The organism is Kineothrix sp. IPX-CK (assembly GCF_039134705.1).
GTDB classification, from domain to species: domain Bacteria; phylum Bacillota; class Clostridia; order Lachnospirales; family Lachnospiraceae; genus Kineothrix; species Kineothrix sedimenti.
Map to the genome: position 1 here is coordinate 4,095,614 of NZ_CP146256.1, position 24,262 is coordinate 4,119,875.

The following is a 24,262-nucleotide window of genomic DNA, read 5'->3' on the forward strand; positions in this document are numbered from 1 at the left end:
TTGTGGAAGTGTATGAAAAAAAGGAGAAATTATAATGATTAAGGCAGTAAAACCGTACCTGAAAAAACCAGTCCTCTTTGAAAAAAGTAACACAAAATTTTGGGATGACCCATATATTTCGCAAAGTATGCTAAAAGCACACCTGGATCCCGATTTTGAATCTGCGACCCGCAGACTGAATTTTGTAGAACAATCTGCCCATTGGATTTCCGCCATACTACCTCCGTCGTCCTATAAAAGACTTTTGGATCTAGGCTGTGGTCCCGGCATCTATGCAGAGCTGTTTCACGCAAAAGGTTATCAAGTTACCGGCTTCGATATTTCAGAAAGCTCCATACGATACGCAAAGAAAACAGCCAGAGAAAAGGACTTCCACATTAGATACTTAAACGGCAATTATATTCAATCCCCAATTAAGGGCAGCTACGATTTAATAACAATGATTTATTGTGATTTGGGCGTTTTATCGCATACAGAACGCAAAGCCTTGTTAAGTAAGATTTACAATGCGTTATCGTCAACCGGATGTTTTCTATTCGATGTCTTTACTCCTTACGAATATGAAAATCAGCCGGAATGTAAGATTTGGAATTATGAAGAAGGCGGTTTTTGGAGTTCAGCTCCTTATCTCCTGCTGCAGCAGCTTTACCGTTACGACCATGACAATACATTTCTTCGCCAGTATATCGTGGTGACAGACAGTGGAACAACCTGCTATAACAATTGGGAGCATACCTTTGAGATCGAGGAATTAAGAACAGAATTGGAGGAGGCAGGGTTCCGCGATCTACAGTTTTATGGAAATGTAGCCGGTGCAGAATATAAACACGGCAATAAAACGATATGTGCCGTAGCCAAAAAATAGCTTAACCTGCTTCTTTACATGAACGATATGTAAAATGGCGTAGCTTTTATGCTACGCCACACTTTCAAAACTAATCCAATACTGTTTTACCGAGAACTGCCTTATGGGCACTCTTTTAATAGTTAATTATCCTCTGTTTCTTTTTTCGGCTCTGCTCTCTTACCGGTCACCACGAATAGTATAATTCCTGCCGTCACAGTAAATATAGAGATAAATTGTGAGGTGGACAAAGTTCCGACCGTTCCTCTGATTAAATCGCCTCTGTAATATTCCAAAATGAATCTGCCGATACTGTACAATATAAGATATAGAGCGCCGACCTGCCCGTCAGCTTTTTTCCTCTTCGCAAACCATATCAGTATAAGGAAGTGAATGAAGTTGAGACCGCTGGATATCAGCTGTGTGGGTACGAGGCTCACACCGTTAGGCGCATATTTGGATGTATGAAATACGATACCGAGAGGACTGTTTGTCTCATGCCCGTAGCAACAGCCTGCCAAAAAGCATCCTACCCGTCCGAAGCCCTGCGCTAGCGCTACTGAGGGAATCAGCAAGTCGAAATAAGCGAGAAATTTTAATTTCTTAATTTTGCAATAGAGCATCGCCGATAAAATTCCGCCGATAATCCCGCCGTATACTACCCAGCCGTTGGAAAAGTCCAGCAGAAGGCTCGGATCAGCGATAATACTCTTTATACTAGTCAGGAAAAACAGAAGCTTAGAACCAAGAAATCCTCCCAGCACACACCATATGACAAAATTAAATATATGCTCAGGGTCCAGCCCCTTCTTTTTCGCCCTGTATTCTCCCACAAAATATGCCGCCAGTATGCCGATAGCTATCATTAGCCCATATCCATATACTGTAACTGGCCCTATAGAAAATAATTCATTTTTCATCCTTCTTAAATGTCTCCTATTCTGTCGTTATTGCCTTACCTCATAAGATTACCGCGACTTAAGAAAATATTCTTGCGTTTTCTTAGTGTAACACAGTTGAGGCAAGGTTTCAACAGACTCTTCGGAGGCACTTGGGCTTCTGGCAAAAAAGCACCTGATCCTTTTTTTAGCAAAATAAGGAGGGGCGTGAACCCTCTCCTTATTTTTATCAAACAAATATATCAATACACTATGGATTTATACCTTTGCACAGCCTTATCCTTCAATGGCAATAAATTTCTTGTCCTCAACCTGCTTCACTTCCTTCTTAGCAACGAGGAGCTTCAAGATGCCATCTTCGAATTTCGCTCTGATGTCTTCCTCGGCCACCTGATCTCCAACGTAGAAGCTTCTGGAGCACTGTCCGCTGTAACGTTCTCTGCGGATATAGTTGCCGCTTTCTTCGTCCTTCTCATCCTTATCCAGGCTCTTGAAAGCACTGATAGTCAGATATCCGTTTTCCAGCTTAGCAGAAATCTCCTCTTTCTTAAATCCAGGCAGATCGATGGCTACCTCATAGGCGGAATCCGTTTCCTTTATATCCGTCTTCATCAGGTTCTTCTCCCTTTTTCCATATAACGGATTGCGTCTTCCAAAGAATTCTCTTTCAAATGGAAAATACATGAAATCATCAAATAAATTCTCTCCAAAAACACTTGGCATTAACATAAGTCATTCCTCCATTCTTTACTTAGCTATATCATGCCTTTTATTAATTTTTAGTTACGGGATTATCATTCCCTTGTTCTATATGCAATATAACATTTATTGTTAGCACTGTCAATAGGTGAGTGCTAATGAAATTATAAAAATTTTGTGAAGTTTTTTATTGCCATAAAAGCATGCTAACTACTTCCAACATGCGGCAGTAAAAGGAGAGTTTCTCTTTGATTATTCATCGAATCCTTGAGAATAATCTGTCAACTATAACAGTACAATATCACAAAAATTGAATAATCAGATAAATCAACGGCTGATGAAGTAAATAGAAAATCAAAGAATGGCGGCCTAAAAAGCCCAAAAATTTATTATCTATTCTGCAATCCTTAAGTTTATCTACAAATCCTTTCTCATAGGCTATCCTATATACATAATATCCCGATAGAAATAAGAAGAACCATGGGAATAGTGAGAAATAATCTGAAGAAAAAAAGTCATTATCGGTAAATCCTAAAAATGTCATTAAATAGCCTTTACTGTACCATTTTGAAGGCAACTCTAAAGTTATAAATTCACCAAATCCTATATAGCCATTATTTATAGATTTCGTTGCGAAAAATATAATGGTGCTCAAAATCATCCCCCAAAAAGAGGGAATTCTACACATTATTTTGTTTAATGGAATCATAATAAGCATACTACTTCCTAATAATGTCAACACACCAAAAATAATTCTTTGCTGAGGAAGAAATATTTCTGTTACAATTGATATTAAAATTCCTGCCAAAAAAACTATTCCGCCACGTATGGCTTTCTTTTTACCAAGACTCCAACAAATTCCTGACAATAAAATAAATGTCCAGCAAATACTTTGTTGCCAGATATACGCAAACTCCGAATGGAACCACTCAATATCGACTCGTTTTACATATACAATATCCCACATCGCATGGTACAAAGCCATGCTTAATATTGTACAACCTCGTAAAGTATCTAAACACTTATACCGCTTTTTCTTCTCCATATTACTTTTTCCTTTGTGTTCTATTCTCGAATCTATGATTTATGGTTTTACTCCCAAATGATCTTCTGGATAAAATTGCCCGCTTACATTTGCTTTATCAATTTCTTTAGTATCTTCCCAATTGTTAAAATGCCGCCACTCTGATACAAGTGGGCTCATACCTGCTTCCGTACAATATTTTTGTTGCACCTCATAGGGACGATACCTCTCATAAATGACAAGCATTTAACCAATTCTGAAACTTTTAATCATTTGCACCTCCTCTCTTTATGCACACCAGCACGTATTGTCAATGAATTTCATCAATTTTTTTGAATAAAAAACAATATGGAGCACGATTCTACCCTACAATCTGTTATTCCTTATCATATAACACCATTCCTGCACAAGGCGGACACCTTTGTTACCCGGCCAGCAAACAAATCGAAACACTTGCTATTGCAACTAATGCACTTAGTAATGTACCAACCAAATATTTTTCTGCAAACGCTTTATTCTCCAATTGCTTATACCTGGCCAGACTTTTGGCCGTCAACACGAATCCTATCGCTCCATATTGTCCTAATAAGCCGAGGAGCAAAATGATTTCCCTTTCCAGTATCCCAATCCATGAACCTATCCGAATAGTCTCACTTACCGCATTGCCGTCGTGCGCTGGTCCTTTCTTATTTTCCTGTACATTATCAGCTTTTTCTATTGTATTAGGAATTTGTTTAAATACAAGTGATATAAAGATAGCCGCCGGTCTCCAGCAGATTAGCGCCGCTATAAAAATAGCTGCCGCTTTACGTACAGGGATAATTTTATTTTCCAGCATCAAAGGATATTTATCCATATCTATGTGAATGCGAAACATACCACATACCAGCACCAGAATAAATATATGTATTATTTGATCCAGCAAAAACATGACATATTCATATCGCGCCGCCTTGGTATACTTCGCTTCAATATGCACTTTTAAAGAATCGACACATAGGTGTGACACACCAATAATTATTGTCATGTAGAATCCACGAAGCAAGTCGCCTGTCAGCCACGGTGTCAAAACAAACATTACTATCATATAGAGCAGACAGTGTAACAGCACATATCTGAAAGATGTCTTCTTTTTTTCTGCCACTTGATTCGTCTGAATATAGAAATCACCTAATAAATGCCCTATTATAATTACTTCCATATGTCCCCTCCATATGTCTTTTCCACATATTGCAAAGCTATGAAATCCAGTTCTCTGATTTTATTCGCATTTCCTCTTCTCATAATCGAATCAGCATTTTGTCTTGTAGAACCTAATATCTGAGAAATCATAAATGCAGTATTTTTTTTGACAATAACGCTTTCCGGTTCTATTATTTTTCCGTCGATAGCAATGGGACTAACTGCCATCACTTCACTCATATGAAAGCTTTCCGGTCTGTGCCCGTCCGCTTTGTTGTATTTTCTCATCGCAATCATATATTCCAATTTTATATTCAATAATTCCTTCGCAATTTCCTCCCCGCTTATTTCCGTCCCGGCAGCAGCAAACGGGTACAACAATTCCAAAATAACAAGCACGATATTCTGCATATATATTTGCTGTGCCTTTAATACATTGGAAGCGTTTATCAAATGGTTGACTAATATATCATCCTTTTCAGAACAAATTCTCACATTTTGCAGCTGCATTTTAGAAGCCTCTTCAATCGCCTGTCTGGCCCTGTGATATACCGGACCATCCTGCTGCGTCGACAGCCCCTCTTCCACTTTCACCGTCCATTCTCCCACTCCGATTCCTGCCCGGATTTTTACAGGTTTCATCAGCATTTCAAACAGCCGAAAAAACAGCACTGCTGCTGTTACATCAAAAAACATGCCCTGTAATTCATCTCCCGCACTAAATGTGACTCTATACTTTATATCATTACGGAATAAATCATTCAGACAGTCAATATACCTGTTCATATATTTTTGCATACTATTTCGTTGAGCAATCGGATACATCCTAGACTTTTCTACGTCCATTATCAGCGATACGTAATTTTCCATAATGCACCTCCTGCACATTATTATATTTCTTTTTTTATTATAATGCAACTGTTTTTAGTTGCATTTTCTCTTTGCAATTATTTTTAGTTGCAATATTCGAATCTTATCCGACCGCATGAGCCCCTGCCAGTTGATGGTACTATTACTTAATTCCAAAATTTCGATATGACTCCGATAACATTGCGATAATTTGATCGGTATTCAATCCCTGCAAATCTTTTACATCCATCCAGTCAAAAGAAGCCGTTTTCTTCTGTAGACCAAGTCCTTCGAAATATGTCTGTGCAAAATTATTGTATTCTTCCTCTGTGATGCTTTTTCCACTGCTGTCGGTGTACGCTGTCTCCCCTATATAATCTTCTCCTCCATATACGGTATCCTTGTTCACAAGCGGAGTCTCCATTACCACATCATTTACTACATTCAGCGCTCTTATGTCTTCATGATACTCATTCGGTCCAACCTTTGCAAAATCGCCGAGAATATAATAATCCTGCATACCGTCAGCCGAAAAAGAACTATAAACGGTTACTTCATCCGTTATGATATCCACCTGAGAATTCCCTTCTATAAAATTTGTCCCCAGTTCTTCTATATTTCCTTCCGGATTAATTTCATAGAAACGATTATAGGAAAAAACTCCCGTCCCCCCACAGTTCGATATGATCAGATCTATCATTCCATCATAATCAAGCTCCGCCAATGCGAAACAATACAGGTCGTCCGCATACTCGATATCGGTCGCCCATTTTTCGACCTGTTCCGCAAATATCTGTATCTGCCTGTCGGAGCTGAGCTCCCCATTCAAACCTGCGACATATTCCGCATAGCCCTGCCAGGTTCCCATTACAGACGGCACACTATCTGTCAGACCTTGCTTTTGAAGGTATTCTTCCAAGAAAACATCCCTGTAAAAAGCAGGCCCGTTTTCTGTCTCCTGCTCTAATATATATCCTCCCAAGTCATAATCCAGGTAAAACATATTATCCGGATTCTCCTGCAAAAAGACCTTGACCTGATTCCAAGTGTTCCCCTCGTCCTTATACCGTACAACAGCGATGACATCAGTCTTTCCATCCTCGTTATAGTCCTTAAAAGCCACTGCTGATACTCCGTCGAAATTGTCTGTTACGTTTTCCGGAAAAGTATAGATTTCCTGTCCGCCCTTCAGCAATTTAAATGTAACATCCCTCGTATTTTCTCCATCCGGAGCAATTGACGCAAAAGTAACTTCTCCCCAGTCATCTAATGTAACTTCAAAGGTCTGATCTTCTATAATGCCCGGTATATCACTAATCCCCTGCGAATTCTCCGGCGGATTCTCAGGTAATATAGTCTGTCCTGTATCTTCTTGTATCGCTGACGGCTCCTGTTGCGCACTTTTCTCGTCACCACAGCCGGCTAAAGTTATCATAAGCCCAAAAATAAACATAAACTTTTTCATATTTTCTCCATTTTATTACTACCATCCATCGACAAGGTTTCTAATGGTTCAGGGTACATAAGGCCTTGTCAATCGATGGTAGTATAAGTCATGATTATTAACACAATAAATAGTATATCATATCCATGGATAAAGTACCACAAATCCAAACCGCTTATTGCAGTACTTTGGGATCGCTGAGACGGGGCTCTATACATTCTGCCGAGGCTTCAAATGCCAAAAAGCCGCCGCATCATACTATTTTCAGCAGATGCAGCAGCTTTTTAGGTAATGGAGTGTTTTATTGCTTTTATTGTAATTATCCTTTTACCGCTCCGGCAGTCATTCCATCGATAAAATACTTCTGGAAGCAAAGGAATACAACAAACACCGGGATGATGCCGAACATGGAGCCGGCAATCAGTACATCGTAATTGTTTCCGTAGGGCGTTAACAAAGTATTAAGGCCTATCGGGAGCGTGAACTTGCTGGCACTTCTATATACTAACATCGGCCAGAGGATATTGTTCCATGCACCCATGGCGCAGAGGATGGACATTGCCGCAAAGGCAGGCTTTGTAATAGGAAGCATGATCCTGAAGCAAATGCCGTATTCCGTTGCTCCGTCTATGCGTCCCGCATCCAGAAGCTCCTTGGGCAGTCCTATCATATACTGCCGGAAGAAGAATATAGTGGATGCACCGCATATTCCCGGCAGCACAACTCCTGCGGTGGTGTCGATCAGCTTCAATGTAATCATCTCTTTATACAGAGGAAGCATCAATATTTCAAAGGGTACCATCATCGTAGCGATTACGAGGAAGAACAGGAACCTTCTTAAGGGGAACTCATACATGGATAAGCCATAGGCTACCAGGTAGCAGATTGCCAGTGTTCCCACTACCGAAATCAGCGTAAGAATCAAGCTGTTCTTGAACCACATGAAATATTTCTGCGAATCTACGTTGCCGCTGAACAAATATATATAGTTATCGAGCGTCATCGTTGTTACATTCAGGTCTACGCTAAGTCCCTTTCGGATCAGCTCCTGACCGGGACGGAAGGAAGCGAGCAATCCTGCAAAAATCGGAAATACGATGATGAAGGAGAGCAGCACGAACCAACTCGTGGCAAAAACGCTCAATATTTTATTCTTTTTACTCATACCCATTTGATCGAATGAAGGGGATTTTACGTTTGCCATATTATTTTTCCTCCTTCTTGAATGTGCCGCTCAGCACCAACTGAACAACGTTGATAAAGAGTGCAATTACCAAAAGTACAAGACCTACCGCACTGCCGTAGCCCAACTGGTTCTTGGCAATACCGCGTTTGTACAGGTAGCCTACGATGGTAAGACCGATGTTGTTCGGCGAATCCGGACCAGCCCACAACATAAAGCTTTCCATAAACATCGCCAGACCGGCATAGATACTGATGGTAAGTACGTAAATAGTGGTCGGTTTCAAAAGAGGTATCGTTATGAAACGGAATTTCTGCAAACCGGAAGCGCCGTCGATTTCCGCGGATTCATATAACGCGCCGTCGATCGATTTCAGACCGGACAGGAAATAGAGCATATTCACGCCGGTCCATCTCCAGCAGCAGACCAATACGAGAGCGAAGAGTCCCGTGGCCTTAACTTTCAGCCATTTAAAGGTTCCCAGTCCGAGAAAACTTGTAATTACGTTCAACTGCCCCGTGCTGTATTCAGAGAACATCAAACGGAATAAAGTACCCGAAATAACTACAGATGTAAGTGCCGGAAGATAGAGAAAAGCCTTCCAAATACCTTTTGCTTTTACCAGTCTGGAGTCCATCAATACCGCGAACGCCATCGGAAAAGGTATGAGCAATACAATCGTTAACAGCATGTATTGGAAGCTGTTCAAAATCGCCTGGTGAAAGGTTGTATCTATCAACAGCTTTTTATAATTTTTCAGGCCTATCCATTCGGTTCCCGTAGGAAGAATATCCTGAAAGCTCATTGTTATCGTACTGCAAAGGGGATAAATCCAAAAGAAACAAAAACTCAGTATAAACGGCAGCACAAACACATAGGGCGCCGCCTTCTGCGAATAAAAAAACTTTCTTATTTTCATATGCAATCACACTCCTTACCAACAACCCCATTAACCCATTAATTTATAAAATATAACTTTTGTTCCGCACGCGTAGCTGCGCATCTATCTTTTATGTAATAGGATTAATTCCCTATTACTTAAAAGGGATTGCCCAGGAAGTTACTTCCCTAAGCAATCCCCGGTAGTTACTACTCTTCTAAGCTGATTACATCCTGCGCGGCCTGTAACGCTTCATCTACATCCATTTTATTTTCCAATACATCGTTCAATGTAACGTTGCACATCTGCTCATTGATCGTCGGGCTGATAGCTACAACGCTGATCTTGCCGATTTCATCTTTTACTTCATTAAGAACGTCGTAAGGATTCGTTCTGAAGAACTTAACATATTCGTTATTCGGATCATGTGTGATAGACTCATCTGTCCACATTGCGCTGTTGCATACATCGAATCCAAGAACCTCCCAGATTCCCTTAGCTCCTTCTTCAGAGCACTTCGCATAAGAAATGAAATCTGCCGCCAACTGAGCATCTACGGACTGGTTCGTAACAACCGTACCTGTACCGCCGATACCTACGGAGCGAGGCTGGCCTTCTTCAAATACCGGACAGGGAGCTAACGCCCATTTTCCTGCTTCTTCAGGCATATAGTTAAGGAAACGGCTCATGAACCAAAGTGCCTTCGGGAAGGAAGCGATGTTACTGTCCAGGATATTCTGGAAGCCTGCTTCAAGGTCAACGTGTCCGTCGGGAGATACCATAGCGATACCGGAATCCAGCCATCCCTGCTGCATAGTCATCATATTCTTAACAGATTCAAGCTGTACGTTTGCGGAACCATCAAAACCGCCGGTCCAGTCTTCACCGTACTCTGCCATTGCTACCCACATCCAGTCAACGCCTGCCGTATCAACGGAGGTCAGCATGACTTCTCCATTAGAAGCTTCTTTCAGCTTCTCGCCTGCTGCGGTGTAATCATCCCATGTCTTAATCGTCGTATAATCGATGCCATAAGACTCGAGCAGCTCTGCATTATAATACATAACGGTAGCGCCAACGTGTGTAGGAGCCCCATAATGCTTGCCGTCGGCACCGGCATAAGTATCGAGACGTGCCTGAACTAAGTCAGCAGCGTAGGGTGCAAGTGCATCATCCAAAGGATAAAGCCACGTATCCATACCAGCTACAACATTGGGGAACTGCCCAACCTCTACATCGCAGAGATCCGGAGCACCGGTACCTGCATTCAAGGATGTTAATAATTTCGTGTGCATATCCGCATAAGGATATGTAGTAAATGTGATTTCGATCGTTCTATCCGGATTCTCAGCATTCCATTTCTCTAACATGCTGGCATAGAACGTATTGTGTAATTCAACAAAGGACCACATCTCCATATGTGTGCCGTTAGGATCACCTACGGTGGTAACCGCTTCCGGAGCTGCTTCGCCCTCCGCAACTTCCCCTTCTTCTGTTGCCGCAGCATCATCGCCTGCTTCTGCATCGGCCTCAGTAGTAGTCTCTGCTGCCGCATCGCCGGTGGCTGCTCCATCCGTGCCGGCGCTGGAACCGCAGCCAGCCAACATGGATGCTGTCAAAGCAACGCTTAAAATTGTAGCTAATAACTTTTTCTTCATTTCCCTACCTCCTTTAATTGATTAGAAACATTGGACCGCTCGATTTTGTAATTGCGCAAATTGTCAAATAATTTAGTAAAATATATAATTTTACTTTTTGCACCTATTACATGATTAAGCACTTTGTATGCTTTTCTTTTATTTGCGGTTTTCTTATGTTCATATTGTACAATACATAAGTATGTATGTCAATATTAATTTAAAATAATTTAGTTTTTACTATATAAATAAAATAATTCATTTATTCAGTTTTTTTCGGGCTTCCACTTTTCGTATGGACAAGCCTTTTTACGTATTGCTGCCCGCAGCTCCACATAGCATCCGCATGCCCTGCACATGCCGTCCGCGAGTAAATCACAACCTTTGCAGACAGACAGCCTTTCCTCATACAAAGGCGGGGGTGCCTTAATATCCTCATCGAGATGAGCAATATATATATGAAGGTTCTCAAAATATTCCTTCTCGTCCATATCCGCGGTCAGACACTTCCGGCACATACGCCTTGGTTTTTCTTCCATTCTTTTCTGCCTATTTAACACGAAAACTGATCACACTGCACGCAGGAGCGGTAAAGCGGATAACTCTTCCTTCTACCGTATAATCTGTGAATTCAGCTTCTTTTACTCTGTCAGGATCTTCAAAAGTATTATGAGCACGCATTTCTTCCGTAAGAACAACTCCCTGAACCGATGAAGGCTCCAGTTGGGCAAATACCATCTCTACCGGCATACTTTCGGATATGGACAGATTGTTTATCGTAACATTCACATATCCCTGCGCATCTACCGACACGGACTCGCTAAGGTGCGGCACCCTATATTCCTCCTCTCCGATCACGTCATTTCCTTCTATAAAGCTTTCCACAAGCTCCGCATCCTGATGATGCTTATACATATGGAATACATGATAAGTAGGTGTAAGAATCATCTTTTCGCCTTCTGTCAGTATTACGGACTGAAGTACATTCACCATCTGTGCAATACATGCCATTTGCACCCTGTCACAGTTCTTATTGAAAATATCCAGCGTAATGCCTGCTACCAAAGCATCGCGCATAGTGCTCTGCTGATACAGGAAGCCCGGATTGGTGCCTGGCTCCACCGTGAACCAGCAGCCCCATTCGTCCACAATCATTCCAATTTTCTTGCCGGGATCATATTGATCCATAATCGCGCCGTGGCGTGTTACCAGCTCTTCCATATATTTCGCCTTCGCCAGCGTCTTATACCATACCTTATCGTCGAAGTCTGTAGCACTGCCTTTGACCTCCCATCCTTCAGGATGTACATAATAATGAAGAGAGAGACCATCCATATAACCGTGCATAAAATCAGGATGCGGCGGTGCAAAGCAGGTCTTCAGCACGTCCTCTGTCCAAAAATAATCTGCGACGTTAGCTCCTCCGCATATTTTTTTGATCGGTCTGTCGGCATTGTACTGCCTCACATAGGTCTGGAATCTTCTGTAAAGATTAGCGTAATATTCCGGTGTCATGCTGCCCCCGCAGCCCCAGTTCTCGTTGCCCACTCCGAAATAATCGATTTTCCAGGGCTTTTCCCGGCCATTTTGCTTACGCAGGTCAGCCATGGGAGATACTCCTTCGAAAGTCATATATTCCACCCACTCGCTCATTTCCCGGACCGTACCGCTTCCCACATTACCATTTACATAAGTTTTGCATCCAAGCTGCTCGCACAGCTCAAAAAATTCGTGGGTTCCGAAGCTGTTGTCCTCAACTACTCCTCCCCAATGGGTATTGATCATTTTCTTTCTCGTTTCCTTGGGGCCGATGCCGTCCTTCCAATGATACTCGTCTGCAAAACAACCGCCCGGCCACCGGAGAAGCGGGATTCCCATTTCCTTAAGGGCACCTACAACATCCTTCCGCATGCCGTTTACATTGGGAATTCCTGAATCCTCTCCTACATACAGACCTTCGTAAATACATCGTCCAAGATGTTCCGAAAAATGCCCGTAAATCTCAGCGTTAATATGCGCTTTTTTGTTCTTTTCATTAATAAATAGTCTTGCCATTCCAACTTTCTCCCTTCGCTTTTACTGTCTGTATTATTTCTTCCTCTATTCCTCTACTGCTGCCAGCCCGCTTCCCCAGACGGCTACGCCGTCTTCGGACAGCACAGTAAAGCCTGTTACATATTTTTCTCCGAACTCATCATATTGCTTGCAGAGGACGCCGTCGTAGCTGTCCTCTCCCAGCGTAATCTTCAGATGATTTCCGTCCGACAGTTCCCAGCTTCCTTCATAGGCTCCGGTCACCGTTCCGTCAAAGTGCAGGGTAACGTCTACAGATTCTTTCATTTGAGTGGTAATCTGGCGGCCGTGCTTGATCACTTTATATATACCGGCTGCCTCTTTTTTCTCAAACTCACCAGCAGTCTCGCCCGCATAACGGTAAGGAGCAATTACCGGCCACCCCTCTTCATTGAAGAACATCTGGTGTACGCGTACCTCATGATTCTCTCCCTGGCTCTCGAAGCGGGTATGGAAAATGATGAAATATTTTCCGCTTTCTTCATCATAAATGGTGGAATTGTGCCCCGGCGAAACGATTCCTTTTCTCTTCTCCCCGTTTTCTCCTTCGTGCCAGGTCCATTTATAATTGCCCATCAGCTTTACGCCATAAAGCTCTGCCGCTCTATCGTCGAAAAAGCTTCCATCAGGACCTGTGCATTCGATCATATCCTGACCTTGACTGTCGTAATACGGCCCGTCAGGCGTCTTGGACCGGCACACTCTTATGTTATATGCTCCGTCTGCAGCCAGACCTCCGAAGGATAAGAACATATAATAGTACTCCGTCTCAGGATTATACTGTATGTACGCACCCTCGATGCGAAGATGATTACCGCCTAACAGCTGTTTGCCATAGCCCGATTCGGCAGGAAGTCCGGTATTTTTATCCAGCTCCAGTATAAAGATCCCTCCCGAGTAAGAGCCGTAAACCATCCACAGTTTTCCTTCTGCATCATAGAACACGCAGGGGTCAACTACGTTGGGCTGCCTGGTCGCATCATAAGTGTCGCCATTTTCACCGGGCTCGCCCACCATGCCGGATTTCAGGAAAATCCCCAAATCCTTATAAGGCCCTTCTATATTATCGGAAACCGCCAGTCCCAAGCAGGACAAGGGTGAACTTCCCTCGCAGTTGCAGTAATACATATAAAATCTGCCGTCATCCAATTGTATCACATCCGGAGCCCAAAAAGTGTCAGTTTGCGCCCATTCAAACGCCTCCGGCATCTCGCTTATGGCATCCGGTATGATCGGATTCCCCTTCGTCACCCCACTGCCTATCAGAGTCCAATCCATTAAATTATCCGACTTTGCCGCCGCCAGATGGGAACCGAATATGTAATAAGTTCCATCATATTTCACTATCGACGGATCGTGGACGGAAACATTCTTAAAGGATACCTTCGTCTCCTCCGCGGATACGAGGGGAAGATCGCCGAAATTCTCCTCCGCCTGCCCGCACCCCGCCGTCAGCGCCGCAAGCAGCACGACCGATATTAACTTTTGCCCATGCTTCACTTATCATACCTCCCTTATTATCATTCACCGAAATCGAATACAGGTCTTCCTTCTTCGTCCCACTTAACCTTCATGAGCATTGCGTGACGGTTCGGATTATAAAGCGGATTACCTGCGATCTCACTTTCCGTTCTAGCGTGATATACGAGTATATCATTGCCCTCTTCATCCACAGTAAAGCTGTTATGTCCCGGACCATAAATTCCTATTTCCTCTTTTGTCTGAAGAACCGGATGCCTTTCCTTTCTCCACGACAAAGGGTCCAGCAAATCAGAATCCTCATCCGCCGTCATCATTCCCATACAGTATGCAATACCCGTTTCCGATGCAGAATATGTCAGAAATATCTTTCCGTTCTTCTTTATGACAGCCGGTCCTTCATTGACCCAGAAGCCAATCCTCTCCCAATCGTAATCAGGTGTAGTAAGCAGCACCTGAACCGTCCGAAGCTTATAGGGCGATTCCATTTCTCCGATATACAAATTGGAAATCTGCTTGCCTACTCCCACCTTCTCTGCCCACACGTAATAATATTTCCCCTTATTCTCAAACACCGTCGCATCCAGAGAAAATGCTTCGAAAGAAAACTCATCCTCATCCGCTCTCCCCATCTTCCCCTTCTCCGTCCACGTACCCGTTAACGGGTCGGCATCCTTACACTCCAGCACATAAGGCCGAATGTTCCAGACAGCCTCCGCCTCTCCCGCTGCGAAATAAATATACCAGGCCCCATTAACATAATGAAGTTCCGGCGCCCATACATGATGGCTCATAACCCCGTTCTCATGCATATGCCACACTTCAACTTCATCCGCCTGCGCCAGTCCCGCCAGCGTATCCGCCTTACGAATCACGATTCCGTCATAAGCCGGAATAGAAGACGTAAAATAATAAGTCCCGTCCTCATGCCGGTATACATACGGATCCGCCCTTTGCAGTATCCAAGGCTTATTGTAAATATCTTCTATATTACCTTTACCCTCTCTCATAACTATCACACTCCTGTGTTTATTTTTATTTAAATTATTTTATTTGCATCTAAATTATATAAAATTTATGTCTATAAATCAACCCATTTTTTTATTTTTTTCATATATACTTCACAAAATATTTTCATTACTTATGTATATATTAAAATTACTTTACATAATCACTCTCTTTTCTATTTACTCTCCTCACATAACATGCTATAATCACAGCAAGTCGTTGCGAGAATAAAAATACCATCTTTTTGAAAGGAGAGTAATTGTCGACGTGGAAAAATTAGAACTTTCCCCCTTAAAAAACACACAATTGAACGACCCGTTCTGGAATAAATATACCCATCTGGTAACCAGCCAAATTATCCCTTACCAGTGGGAAGCACTCAATGACCGCGTCTCCGACGCCGAGCCCAGTCACTGCATCTCGAACTTCAAGGTAGCTGCCGGCTTAAAGGAAGGAACCTTCGAAGGCGCCGTATTTCAAGATACCGACGTAGCCAAATGGCTGGAGGCCGTAGCCTACTCCCTGTCCTACCAGCCCGACAGAGAGCTTGAGGAGACCGCCGATGAGGTCATAGACTTAATCGGCCGGGCGCAGCAGCCCGACGGCTATATCAACACTTATTTCACCATCCTTGCTCCTAAGCACCGCTGGAAGAATCTGCGCGAAGGGCACGAACTGTATACGGCAGGACACCTTCTGGAGGCCGCTGTCGCTTATTATAAGGTGACCGGCAAGGATAAATTCTTAGGAATCATGAGAAGATTCGCGGATTTGATCTGCGATGTATTCCATACCGAGGAATATGAGCGGGCCGTACCGGGACATCAGGAGATAGAAATCGGGTTGATCAAGCTGGCAGAGGTGACCGGCGAGCAGAAATATATGGATATGGCAAAAGATTTTATCGACAGAAGAGGCACTGAACCCAACTATCTTGTTTCGGAGCATAAGAATCCTCTTTGGATAGATATTTTCAAGGATCGAAACGCTTTTCTGCCCAAGTATTCCCAATGCCACAAGCCGGTAAGGGAGCAGGACACCGCCGAAGGCCATTCCGTAAGGGCTACCTATATGTACAGTGCTATGGCCGATCTGGCTGCAGCTTATGACGACAGAGAGCTTTTAGAAGCATGTGAAAGATTGTGGAACAATATCGTGGAAAGACGAATGTATATAACCGGAGGCATCGGAAGCTCCGGCGCCTACGAGCGTTTTACCACAGATTACGATCTTCCCAATGATTCCAACTACTGTGAAAGCTGTGCATCCATAGGCCTTGCGCTGTTCGGCCGCAGGATGGCACAGATTACCAGGAACGGCAAGTACATCGATACAATGGAACGTGCGCTGTATAATACTGTATTAGCCGGAATCGCCATGGACGGCAAGAGCTTCTTCTATGTGAATCCGCTGGAAGTGTGGCCTGATAACTGTCTCGATCACACCTCCATGGAGCACGTGAAGCCCGTGCGCCAGAAATGGTTCGGCGTAGCCTGCTGTCCACCCAACATCGCAAGAACTCTCGCCAGTCTGGGGGAATATGTATACTTCCAAAAGGACGGCGATTTGTGGGTCAACATGTTCATTTCAGGCAAGGCTGCCCTGACCTCCGAGACAGGCACATTGACCATAACCCAGAGCACCCGCTTCCCTTTTGAAGGAAAAGTAAACCTTCACGTAAGCTCGGACAGAAGCTGCGATTCTACTATCGCACTCCATGTCCCCGCCTATGCACTGAACTATAAGATAGAAATCGGCGGCAAAGAAGCATCCTCTGAATTACAAGACGGCTACGCTTATTTAAAGGGCAGCTTCAAGGATACCGATATTCAGATCACCTTCGACATACCCGCTCATTTCACTTATGCGCATCCCAGCGTAAGGGCAGACGCAGGCAAAGTTGCCGTCGAAAAAGGCCCTCTCGTATATTGTCTTGAGGAAAAGGACAACGGCAATAAGCTTGCAAATCTCTATGTCGATACCACTGCACCTTTGCAGGAAGAATATGACAGTGCTTTGCTCGGCGGAACATGTACCATATCGGCAAAGGGAAAGCGAATTTCTTCTATGAAAGAAAACAGACAAGGGCTGTACTCTCAAGACCCGCCTTCCTTCGAGGAGACACTCCTCAAATTCGTTCCTTACTGCTACTGGAGCAACCGGGGAGCCGGAGAAATGTCCGTCTGGGTAAAATATTATAATAACTAATTTAGAGGAGGAACAAAGAATGGCAAAAGCAAAAATGATTATTGACAAGGATTTCAAGATTGCAGAGGTAGACAAGCGCGTGTATGGCTCTTTCATCGAACATCTTGGCCGTGCCGTTTATAACGGCATCTATCAGCCCGGACACAAAACGGCAGACGAAGATGGTTTTCGCAAAGACGTTCTGGAGCTGGTGAAGGAGCTGGAGGTTCCGATCATCCGCTATCCCGGAGGCAACTTCGTATCCAACTTCTACTGGGAGGACAGCGTAGGTCCGAAGGCCGGGAGGAAACCTCGTCTGGATCTCGCATGGCGCACTCTGGAAACCAACGAATTCGGTTTGGGAGAATTCGCGAAATGGTCAGAAAAGGCCGGTTCCGACATTATGATGGCAGTTAACCTCGGCACCCGTGGCATCAGCGACGCGCTGAATCTGTTGGAATATTGCAATCTGGACACCAATACCTATTACAGCGACCTCCGGAAGAGCCATGGCGCAGCTAAGCCCTACAACATCAAGACCTGGTGCCTCGGCAACGAAATGGACGGCCCGTGGCAGATGGGACACAAGACAGCGGCGGAATACGGCCGGCTTGCAGCAGAAACCGCAAAAGCCATGAAGACTATGGACGATTCCATCGAGCTGGTATCCTGCGGAAGTTCAAACGTTGAAATGCCCACCTTCCCCGAATGGGAAGCAGCGACGCTAGAGGAAACTTATGAATATGTAGACTACATTTCCCTTCATAATTATTACGGAAATGCAGAAAACGATACCGAGGATTTCTTCGCAAAAACTCAGGACCTGGAACGCTTCATCCACACTGTGATCGCTACCTGCGACTATATCAAGGCAAAAAAGCGCAGCAGGAAGACTCTGAATTTAAGCTTTGATGAGTGGAATGTATGGTTCCACTCCACAGAAAGCGACAGCGAAGAGATGAAGGAACGTCCGTGGCAGATAGCTCCTCATTTGCTGGAGGATATCTACAGCTTTGAGGACGCCATCCTGGTAGGTCTTATCCTGATTACTTTCCTGAAGCATGCAGACCGGCTGAAAATGGCTTGTCTGGCACAGCTCGTCAACGTAATCGCGCCTATCATGACAGAGAATGACGGCGGCGCCTGGAAGCAGTCCATTTACTATCCGTTCCTTCACGCTTCCAAATACGGACGGGGCACAGCTCTTCACAGCATCGTGAATTCTACAAAACACGACAGCAAGACCCATGAGGACGTTACCGACGTGGAGTCCATCGCCGTATATAACGAGGAAAAAGATGAAGTGACCATTTTTGCTGTAAACCGCAACGTGAAAGAAGACGCTTTGTTCGAAGCCGACGTAAAATGTTTCGAGGACTACCGCGTTCTCGAATATCTCGCTCTTGAAAGCGACGATATGAAGGTTGCCAACTCTATAACAGGTGAAAAGGTTTCTCCTAAAAACAGGACGGATTATGAATTGAAGGACGGCACTTTTACTGCAACTATGAAGAAGTGCTCCTGGAATGTTATCAGACTTGCTAAATAAGATACAAATAAAAATCTTTTAAAATATATTCCCCGGCAGAGCACAAATCTTCGCTTTGCCGGGGATGTCTTTTAGCATAATATGTTTATACTTCATTCGTCTCGTTTTCCAGAGCCGCTTTGACCGCTTCCTGTTTCGCCGCCTCGGGAACGATAATCGGACTATAATTAATACGAACGGAAATATCCTGATTGTAATTGCCGAAGGTTTTGCCGAATATGGTCAGACCTCCCACATGCTTCGCGTCGTCCTCCACCTCCAGTTTCAGCTTCATCGTGCTGCGGTAGTCCAGATTGAAGTCCTTGGTAGATACATCCGATACCTGAAGTCCGTCGATGAAGGTACCCTTTTTATTGATAACAAGAATTTTCAACAGGCCGTACTGATTCCAGTTCGGATACCACCAGTCGGGCGTGAATATCCCTCCTACATTGCCGAAATCTCCGGGGCTGGTCCACATCGCCACCTTCTTATCGTTGAGTATAAAAGAAATATCCGAAGGCCACACGTCATTTACTCCCGGCGCTTCCGAACAGAGCTCCAGAGATATGGTTATCTGGTCTATCTTCTGTTCAAAGGGAATGAAGTTGGGAATCACATACTCCACATATCCTCTCGTGAACCAGAGAATATCTGCATTGTACCTATCCGGATGAGCGAAATAGCGGGTATCGTCCACTTCTCCTATGATCGCAGTATTGGAAGCCAGTCCGCAGGTTGGATATACCTTATAATCAGAGAAATGCCCTACCTTTAAATCGGTCTGGTATACGTTCTTAAAATCCTCCTGAGAATCCATATCGATCAATATCTTATCCAGATGCACGGAGCATTTCTTCTGGTTGCCATGTCCTCTGGATTCGCTGGACACATTGATCAGTCCGCAGTCCTCCAGCTTCTTAATATGGCTGGTGAGCGCACCGTTAGTAATATTCAGCCTGCTTGCCAGCTCATTCATATTCATTCCATGATTTTCCAAAAGAATCTTTATAATTTCTATCCGGACTTCAGAACCCAGCGCTTTGAAAATTTCCAGTCCCTCATCCAGAGATTTGATATGCAGCATAGTCGTCTCCAATTTCTCTTCATGTTTTAGATTAAATTAAAATATTACACATTTTATTATATCATTTTAGAATAATTAGTCAATAATTACTGCATAAAAGTAATACAACTTAATAGATACAAGTAAATAAAGATTATCATAATAATTTAATGTCTTCTTGTAGCAGTATCCTGAAAGCAGAAATAGTCCGGCCTGTGTCTGGACTGCGTAAACTCGAACATCTGCCCGTCCGCGTTATAGGTCTGGCTGCTGATGACCGCCAGGCAGTTAAAGTCGTTCAGATTCAAGTATTTCTCGTCGATTTCCGTAACCCGCTCTACCGTCATGATTCTTTTGCTGGTCACAATGGACATCCCCAACTCATCCTCGATATAATCATAGATAGAATGGGCCGCGATTTCCTTCGTAAGTCCAGGAGTGGCGGATTTTAAAAAGGTGTTGATATCGAAAATCAGCGCCTTTCCGTCCAGATACCTGACGCGCTGTATGTAATACAGCTCGGAGCCTGCCGCAAAGCCGGTCTTCGCCTGAATATGCTTGTCCGCGACCAGCTCGGTAAACTGCACTACCATAGTAGAGTGCTCACAGCCGTTTCGAAGTGCCGATTCCTTAAAGGATTCGATTCCCCCTATGGTAAAGGTTGTCTGGCGGACCGGTTGATAAATCACGCGGACCCCCACTCCGTGAAGAGACTGTACATAGCCTTCCTCTGCCAGCATGGAAACTGCCCTTCTTATCGTATTTCTGGAGCAGTCGTAGGACTCCACCAGCATATTTTCAGAAGGGAGAAGCTGCTGAAACAGATACACCTGACTTTCTATTTTCGATTTTAGATCCTTATAAATGGATTGATATATAGCCTTTGGCATAAATCCTTGTGTTCTCCTTTACCATGGTTCATTTTCTACTTATTATAAATCATAACGGCAGGAAGTCAAGAAACGGAAAAATATCAAAGTAATCATAATAGAATGAAATAAAAAGCAAATAGAAGTTGACTTGTTTAAACAAGTGTGGTATAAGAATATTACAAGATACTTGTTTAAACAAGTTGCAAGGAGGAAACTTATGGGTAAGTATGAAAATGACGCAAAAGAACTTTTGAGGCTGGTCGGGGGAAAAGAAAATATTGCAGCCGTGTCGCATTGCATGACGCGCATGCGCTTCGCCCTTAACGACCCGTCACTGGCGGACATCAAGGCGATTGAGGCAATGAAAGCGGTAAAGGGAAGCTTTACACAATCCGGACAGTTTCAAGTCATCATAGGAAATACGGTAGCTGATTTTTATAACGATTTCACTGCGGTCGCCGGTGTGGAAGGCGTGTCCAAAGACGATGTCAAAAATGCTGCAAAGAAGAATCAGAACGCACTGCAGAAAATCGTAACGGCAATATCGGAAATCTTTGCCCCACTCATTCCTGCCATTATTGTCGGCGGTCTTATTCTGGGCTTTCGAAATTGTATTGACAGCCTGTATCTTTTTGAAAACGGCACGAAGACGCTGTGTGACATCAGCCAGTTCTGGGCAGGGCTGGATCATTTCCTCTGGCTCATCGGCGAAGCCGTGTTCCATATGCTCCCGGTAGGTATCTGCTGGTCGGTAACGAAGAAAATGGGAACGACACAGATGCTCGGCATCGTGCTTGGACTGACGCTGGTTTCCGGTCAGCTCCTGAATGCCTATGGTGTAGCGTCCACGGCTGCAGCGGATATTCCAGTTTGGGATTTCGGTTTTATCAAAGTGAATATGATCGGTTATCAGGCCCAGGTTATTCCGGCTATCTTGGCTGCCTTTACACTCGTTTATCTGGAAAAGTTTTTCAGGAAGGTTTCCCCGCAGGCCGTATCGATGATTGTAGTGCCGTTCTGCTCTCTCGTACTGGCAGTTATGGCTGCACACTTCGTCTTAGGACCTATCGGATGGAAAATAGGTTCTGTTATCTCCAGCGTAGTATATGCGGGAATCACCGGTCCGTTTAGAGTTATTTTCGGAGCTGTTTTTGGTTTTGTATATGCTCCTTTAGTTATTACCGGCTTACATCATATGACAAATGCTATCGATTTACAGCTTATCGCTGATTATGGCGGAACGATGCTGTGGCCGATGATCGCACTTTCCAATATTGCACAAGGGTCTGCAGTTCTTGGGATGATGCTGCTTCAGAAAAAAAATGCAGAAGCGCAGGAAGTAAATGTGCCGTCTTGTATTTCTTGTTATTTAGGAGTCACGGAACCGGCTATGTTTGGTGTTAACCTGAAATATATGTTTCCTTTTATCTGCGGGATGATCGGATCTGCCCTGGCGGCAATTGTTTGTGTGGCTACCGGAACTACGGCTAATGCTATCGGCGTGGGAGGTCTTCCGGGGATTCTATCCATACAGCCTAAGTATATGCTCTCTTTTGCTGTATGTATGGCAATCGCTGTTGCAGTACCCTTTACTTTGACTGCTATTTTGGGAAAGAAAAAAGGAACAACGTAATTTTATAAAACTGGCAAAGGTCACGAGCATCACAATTGCCAGTATCGGAAACAGAATGTGAGAAAGGAATGGTTGTCTATATGATGGATTTTCATGACAAAGTCATTTATCAGATATATCCGAAGTCTTTTATGGATTCTGATGGAGACGGTGTTGGGGACTTGCGCGGAATTATAGATAAGTTGGATTATTTACAATACCTTGGCGTGGATTACATATGGCTGACTCCGTTTTTCATATCGCCCCAGCGGGACAATGGGTATGATGTCGCTGATTACCGCAGCGTGGATGCTGCCTTCGGTAATATGGAGGACCTGGAGGAATTGATTTCACAGGCGGATGGACGCGGCATTGGGGTAATGCTGGATATGGTGTTTAATCATACTTCTACGGAGCATGAATGGTTTCAGCGTGCTTTAAAGGGCGAGAAGGAATATATGGATTATTATATATTCAAGGACGGAAGTTCTGAACACATTCCTACTAACTGGGAATCAAAGTTCGGAGGTCCATCATGGGAATATGTCCCTAACCTGGGAAAGTGGTATCTGCATCTGTTCGATAGAACTCAAGCTGATTTGAATTGGGAAAATCCTAATGTACGAGAAGAGCTGAAGGAGGTTCTGCGGTTCTGGAAGAGAAAGGGCATCAAAGGGTTCCGGTTTGATGTGGTAAACCTGATTTCCAAGCCGGAGGTTTATGAAGATGATACGGAAGGAGACGGAAGGCATTTCTATACCGACGGGCCCCATGTGCATGAGTTCTTGCAGGAGATTGTAAGGGATGCCGGAATCGAGAATATGGTTACGGTGGGAGAGATGTCTTCCACGTCTATCGCGAGCTGTATACGGTATTCCAACCCTGACGAAAGGGAATTATCCATGTGCTTTAATTTCCATCACCTTAAGGTGGACTATAAGGACGGGAACAAGTGGGAATTGATGCCGCCGGATATTCAGGCTTTGAAAAGGCTGTTCAGGCAATGGCAGCTCGGTATGCAGGAACACGGTGGCTGGAATGCGGTATTCTGGTGTAATCACGATCAGCCCAGAATCGTATCCCGATTTGGAGATGACGGACGTTACTGGAAAGAATCCGCTAAAATGCTGGCCGCCAGCATACACCTTCTGCGCGGCACTCCCTATATTTATCAGGGAGAGGAGCTGGGTATGACTAATCCTTACTTTACCCATATCGGGCAGTATCGAGATGTGGAAAGTCTGAACTATTATGAGATACTGCTTCAGGAAGGTAAGACAGAGAAAGAAGCTCTTCAGATTCTCGCTTCCAGATCCCGGGATAACGGCCGTACCCCCATGCAATGGTCGTCAGAACCCAATGCAGGTTTTTCCGGGACAACGCCATGGATTTGCGTAACGAATAATTACAAGCAAATCAATGCGGAAGCGGAAAAAGAAGATGAAGCCTCCATTCTCGCCTATTACAGAAAGCTGATTCGGCTTCGCAAGGAAAAACGGGCGATAGCTGACGGAAAAATCGATTTTCTGTTCGAGGAAACACCTTATTTATTTGCTTATCGCAGATATATGGAATGTGAAAGCGCATCCGGAGAAGAGCTTCTTGTATTAAATAATCTCGGCAAAGAACCGGTTGTTCTCGATACGGCGAAACTGGAAACGGATAAATACAAACTCCTTCTAGGTAACTATGAAGAAACGAAGGCCGGCATACCGCAGGTACTTCGCCCTTACGAAAGCTTACTATTCGAAAAATTTTAATCGGTAAAAGCCGGACGGATTGAATGCGTTTTGCAT

General features: G+C 44.0%; 18 protein-coding genes and 2 pseudogenes. 5 read left to right on the forward strand and 15 right to left on the reverse strand.

Annotation, left to right across the window (positions count from 1 at the left end; all coding sequences use genetic code 11):
• Positions 1 to 34 precede the first annotated feature (34 nt).
• Positions 35 to 865 (forward strand): class I SAM-dependent methyltransferase, encoded by an 831-nt coding sequence (locus V6984_RS19425; protein ID WP_342757249.1) that lies wholly within the window; start codon positions 35 to 37, stop codon positions 863 to 865.
• A gap of 122 nt (positions 866 to 987) precedes the next feature.
• Here V6984_RS19425 and V6984_RS19430 read toward each other — a convergent pair whose 3' ends face one another.
• The 13 genes and pseudogenes from V6984_RS19430 to V6984_RS19490 form a co-directional block, all read right to left on the reverse strand.
• Positions 988 to 1,764: a prolipoprotein diacylglyceryl transferase gene (locus V6984_RS19430; RefSeq protein ID WP_342757250.1), complete on the reverse strand. Its 777-nt coding sequence runs from the start codon at positions 1,762 to 1,764 to the stop codon at positions 988 to 990.
• Positions 1,765 to 2,019: 255 nt separating this feature from the next.
• The gene (locus tag V6984_RS19435) at positions 2,020 to 2,472 is read right to left on the reverse strand and encodes an Hsp20/alpha crystallin family protein (RefSeq protein WP_342757251.1); all 453 of its coding nucleotides are present in this window, start codon (positions 2,470 to 2,472) and stop codon (positions 2,020 to 2,022) included.
• A gap of 271 nt (positions 2,473 to 2,743) precedes the next feature.
• The gene (locus V6984_RS19440) at positions 2,744 to 3,487 is read right to left on the reverse strand and encodes a heparan-alpha-glucosaminide N-acetyltransferase (protein ID WP_342757252.1); all 744 of its coding nucleotides are present in this window, start codon (positions 3,485 to 3,487) and stop codon (positions 2,744 to 2,746) included.
• 403 nt (positions 3,488 to 3,890) lie between these two features.
• On the reverse strand, positions 3,891 to 4,667 hold the full coding sequence (locus tag V6984_RS19445; RefSeq protein ID WP_342757253.1) for a DUF3307 domain-containing protein: 777 nt from the start codon (positions 4,665 to 4,667) through the stop codon (positions 3,891 to 3,893).
• Positions 4,668 to 5,107: 440 nt separating this feature from the next.
• A pseudogene (locus V6984_RS22380) lies at positions 5,108 to 5,536 on the reverse strand (SatD family protein); the annotation flags it as partial.
• A gap of 124 nt (positions 5,537 to 5,660) precedes the next feature.
• Positions 5,661 to 6,962, reverse strand: a complete 1,302-nt coding sequence (locus tag V6984_RS19455; protein ID WP_342757255.1) for a hypothetical protein — start codon at positions 6,960 to 6,962, stop codon at positions 5,661 to 5,663.
• 298 nt (positions 6,963 to 7,260) lie between these two features.
• Positions 7,261 to 8,145: a carbohydrate ABC transporter permease gene (locus V6984_RS19460; RefSeq protein ID WP_342757256.1), complete on the reverse strand. Its 885-nt coding sequence runs from the start codon at positions 8,143 to 8,145 to the stop codon at positions 7,261 to 7,263.
• 1 nt (position 8,146) lies between these two features.
• Complete coding sequence (locus V6984_RS19465; protein WP_342757257.1) at positions 8,147 to 9,043, reverse strand: sugar ABC transporter permease; 897 nt, start codon at positions 9,041 to 9,043, stop codon at positions 8,147 to 8,149.
• 170 nt (positions 9,044 to 9,213) lie between these two features.
• Positions 9,214 to 10,662 (reverse strand): ABC transporter substrate-binding protein, encoded by a 1,449-nt coding sequence (locus V6984_RS19470; RefSeq protein WP_342757258.1) that lies wholly within the window; start codon positions 10,660 to 10,662, stop codon positions 9,214 to 9,216.
• Positions 10,663 to 10,907: 245 nt separating this feature from the next.
• A complete protein-coding gene (locus V6984_RS19475; protein WP_342757259.1) occupies positions 10,908 to 11,180 on the reverse strand; it encodes a DUF6171 family protein in 273 nt (90 codons plus the stop codon).
• 10 nt (positions 11,181 to 11,190) lie between these two features.
• Positions 11,191 to 12,696, reverse strand: coding sequence for an alpha-N-arabinofuranosidase (locus tag V6984_RS19480; RefSeq protein ID WP_342757260.1), 1,506 nt, complete (start codon positions 12,694 to 12,696; stop codon positions 11,191 to 11,193).
• Between the two features lie 45 nt (positions 12,697 to 12,741).
• Positions 12,742 to 14,214 carry a glycoside hydrolase family 43 protein gene (locus V6984_RS19485; protein ID WP_342757261.1) on the reverse strand — a complete coding sequence of 491 codons (1,473 nt, stop codon included), beginning with the start codon at positions 14,212 to 14,214 and terminating at the stop codon, positions 12,742 to 12,744.
• Positions 14,215 to 14,234: 20 nt separating this feature from the next.
• Positions 14,235 to 15,203, reverse strand: a complete 969-nt coding sequence (locus tag V6984_RS19490) for a glycoside hydrolase family 43 protein (RefSeq protein WP_342757262.1) — start codon at positions 15,201 to 15,203, stop codon at positions 14,235 to 14,237.
• Between the two features lie 265 nt (positions 15,204 to 15,468).
• Between V6984_RS19490 and V6984_RS19495 the strand changes: the two genes are divergently transcribed.
• Together V6984_RS19495 and V6984_RS19500 are read left to right on the forward strand one after the other, a co-directional pair.
• The gene (locus tag V6984_RS19495) at positions 15,469 to 17,409 is read left to right on the forward strand and encodes a glycoside hydrolase family 127 protein (RefSeq protein WP_342757263.1); all 1,941 of its coding nucleotides are present in this window, start codon (positions 15,469 to 15,471) and stop codon (positions 17,407 to 17,409) included.
• Between the two features lie 19 nt (positions 17,410 to 17,428).
• A complete protein-coding gene (locus V6984_RS19500) occupies positions 17,429 to 18,937 on the forward strand; it encodes an alpha-N-arabinofuranosidase (protein WP_342757264.1) in 1,509 nt (502 codons plus the stop codon).
• Positions 18,938 to 19,022: 85 nt separating this feature from the next.
• Here the strand turns inward: V6984_RS19500 and V6984_RS19505 are convergent, their stop codons facing one another.
• Both V6984_RS19505 and treR read right to left on the reverse strand, forming a co-directional pair.
• Positions 19,023 to 20,003 carry an ArsR/SmtB family transcription factor gene (locus V6984_RS19505; protein WP_342757265.1) on the reverse strand — a complete coding sequence of 327 codons (981 nt, stop codon included), beginning with the start codon at positions 20,001 to 20,003 and terminating at the stop codon, positions 19,023 to 19,025.
• A 146-nt stretch (positions 20,004 to 20,149) separates the two neighbouring features.
• Positions 20,150 to 20,872 carry a trehalose operon repressor gene (gene treR / locus V6984_RS19510; protein WP_342757266.1) on the reverse strand — a complete coding sequence of 241 codons (723 nt, stop codon included), beginning with the start codon at positions 20,870 to 20,872 and terminating at the stop codon, positions 20,150 to 20,152.
• Positions 20,873 to 21,071: 199 nt separating this feature from the next.
• On the opposite strand from treR, the pseudogene treP reads away from it, so the two are divergent.
• Together treP and treC are read left to right on the forward strand one after the other, a co-directional pair.
• Positions 21,072 to 22,475 (forward strand): annotated as a pseudogene (gene treP / locus V6984_RS19515) (PTS system trehalose-specific EIIBC component); the annotation flags it as partial.
• A 92-nt stretch (positions 22,476 to 22,567) separates the two neighbouring features.
• On the forward strand, positions 22,568 to 24,226 hold the full coding sequence (gene treC / locus V6984_RS19520; RefSeq protein WP_342757268.1) for an alpha,alpha-phosphotrehalase: 1,659 nt from the start codon (positions 22,568 to 22,570) through the stop codon (positions 24,224 to 24,226).
• Positions 24,227 to 24,262: the final 36 nt, after the last annotated feature.

Coding starts and splice junctions, on each gene's coding strand:
- treC (WP_342757268.1), top strand. CDS start 22,568: ATGATGGATTTTCATGACAAAGTCATTTATCAGATATATCCGAAGTCT.
- V6984_RS19475 (WP_342757259.1), bottom strand. CDS start 11,180: ATGGAAGAAAAACCAAGGCGTATGTGCCGGAAGTGTCTGACCGCGGAT.
- V6984_RS19460 (WP_342757256.1), bottom strand. CDS start 8,145: ATGGCAAACGTAAAATCCCCTTCATTCGATCAAATGGGTATGAGTAAA.
- V6984_RS19500 (WP_342757264.1), top strand. CDS start 17,429: ATGGCAAAAGCAAAAATGATTATTGACAAGGATTTCAAGATTGCAGAG.
- V6984_RS19440 (WP_342757252.1), bottom strand. CDS start 3,487: ATGGAGAAGAAAAAGCGGTATAAGTGTTTAGATACTTTACGAGGTTGT.
- treR (WP_342757266.1), bottom strand. CDS start 20,872: ATGCCAAAGGCTATATATCAATCCATTTATAAGGATCTAAAATCGAAA.
- V6984_RS19430 (WP_342757250.1), bottom strand. CDS start 1,764: ATGAAAAATGAATTATTTTCTATAGGGCCAGTTACAGTATATGGATAT.
- V6984_RS19445 (WP_342757253.1), bottom strand. CDS start 4,667: ATGGAAGTAATTATAATAGGGCATTTATTAGGTGATTTCTATATTCAG.
- V6984_RS19490 (WP_342757262.1), bottom strand. CDS start 15,203: ATGAGAGAGGGTAAAGGTAATATAGAAGATATTTACAATAAGCCTTGG.
- V6984_RS19455 (WP_342757255.1), bottom strand. CDS start 6,962: ATGAAAAAGTTTATGTTTATTTTTGGGCTTATGATAACTTTAGCCGGC.
- V6984_RS19470 (WP_342757258.1), bottom strand. CDS start 10,662: ATGAAGAAAAAGTTATTAGCTACAATTTTAAGCGTTGCTTTGACAGCA.
- V6984_RS19505 (WP_342757265.1), bottom strand. CDS start 20,003: ATGCTGCATATCAAATCTCTGGATGAGGGACTGGAAATTTTCAAAGCG.
- V6984_RS19435 (WP_342757251.1), bottom strand. CDS start 2,472: ATGTTAATGCCAAGTGTTTTTGGAGAGAATTTATTTGATGATTTCATG.
- V6984_RS19425 (WP_342757249.1), top strand. CDS start 35: ATGATTAAGGCAGTAAAACCGTACCTGAAAAAACCAGTCCTCTTTGAA.
- V6984_RS19480 (WP_342757260.1), bottom strand. CDS start 12,696: ATGGCAAGACTATTTATTAATGAAAAGAACAAAAAAGCGCATATTAAC.
- V6984_RS19465 (WP_342757257.1), bottom strand. CDS start 9,043: ATGAAAATAAGAAAGTTTTTTTATTCGCAGAAGGCGGCGCCCTATGTG.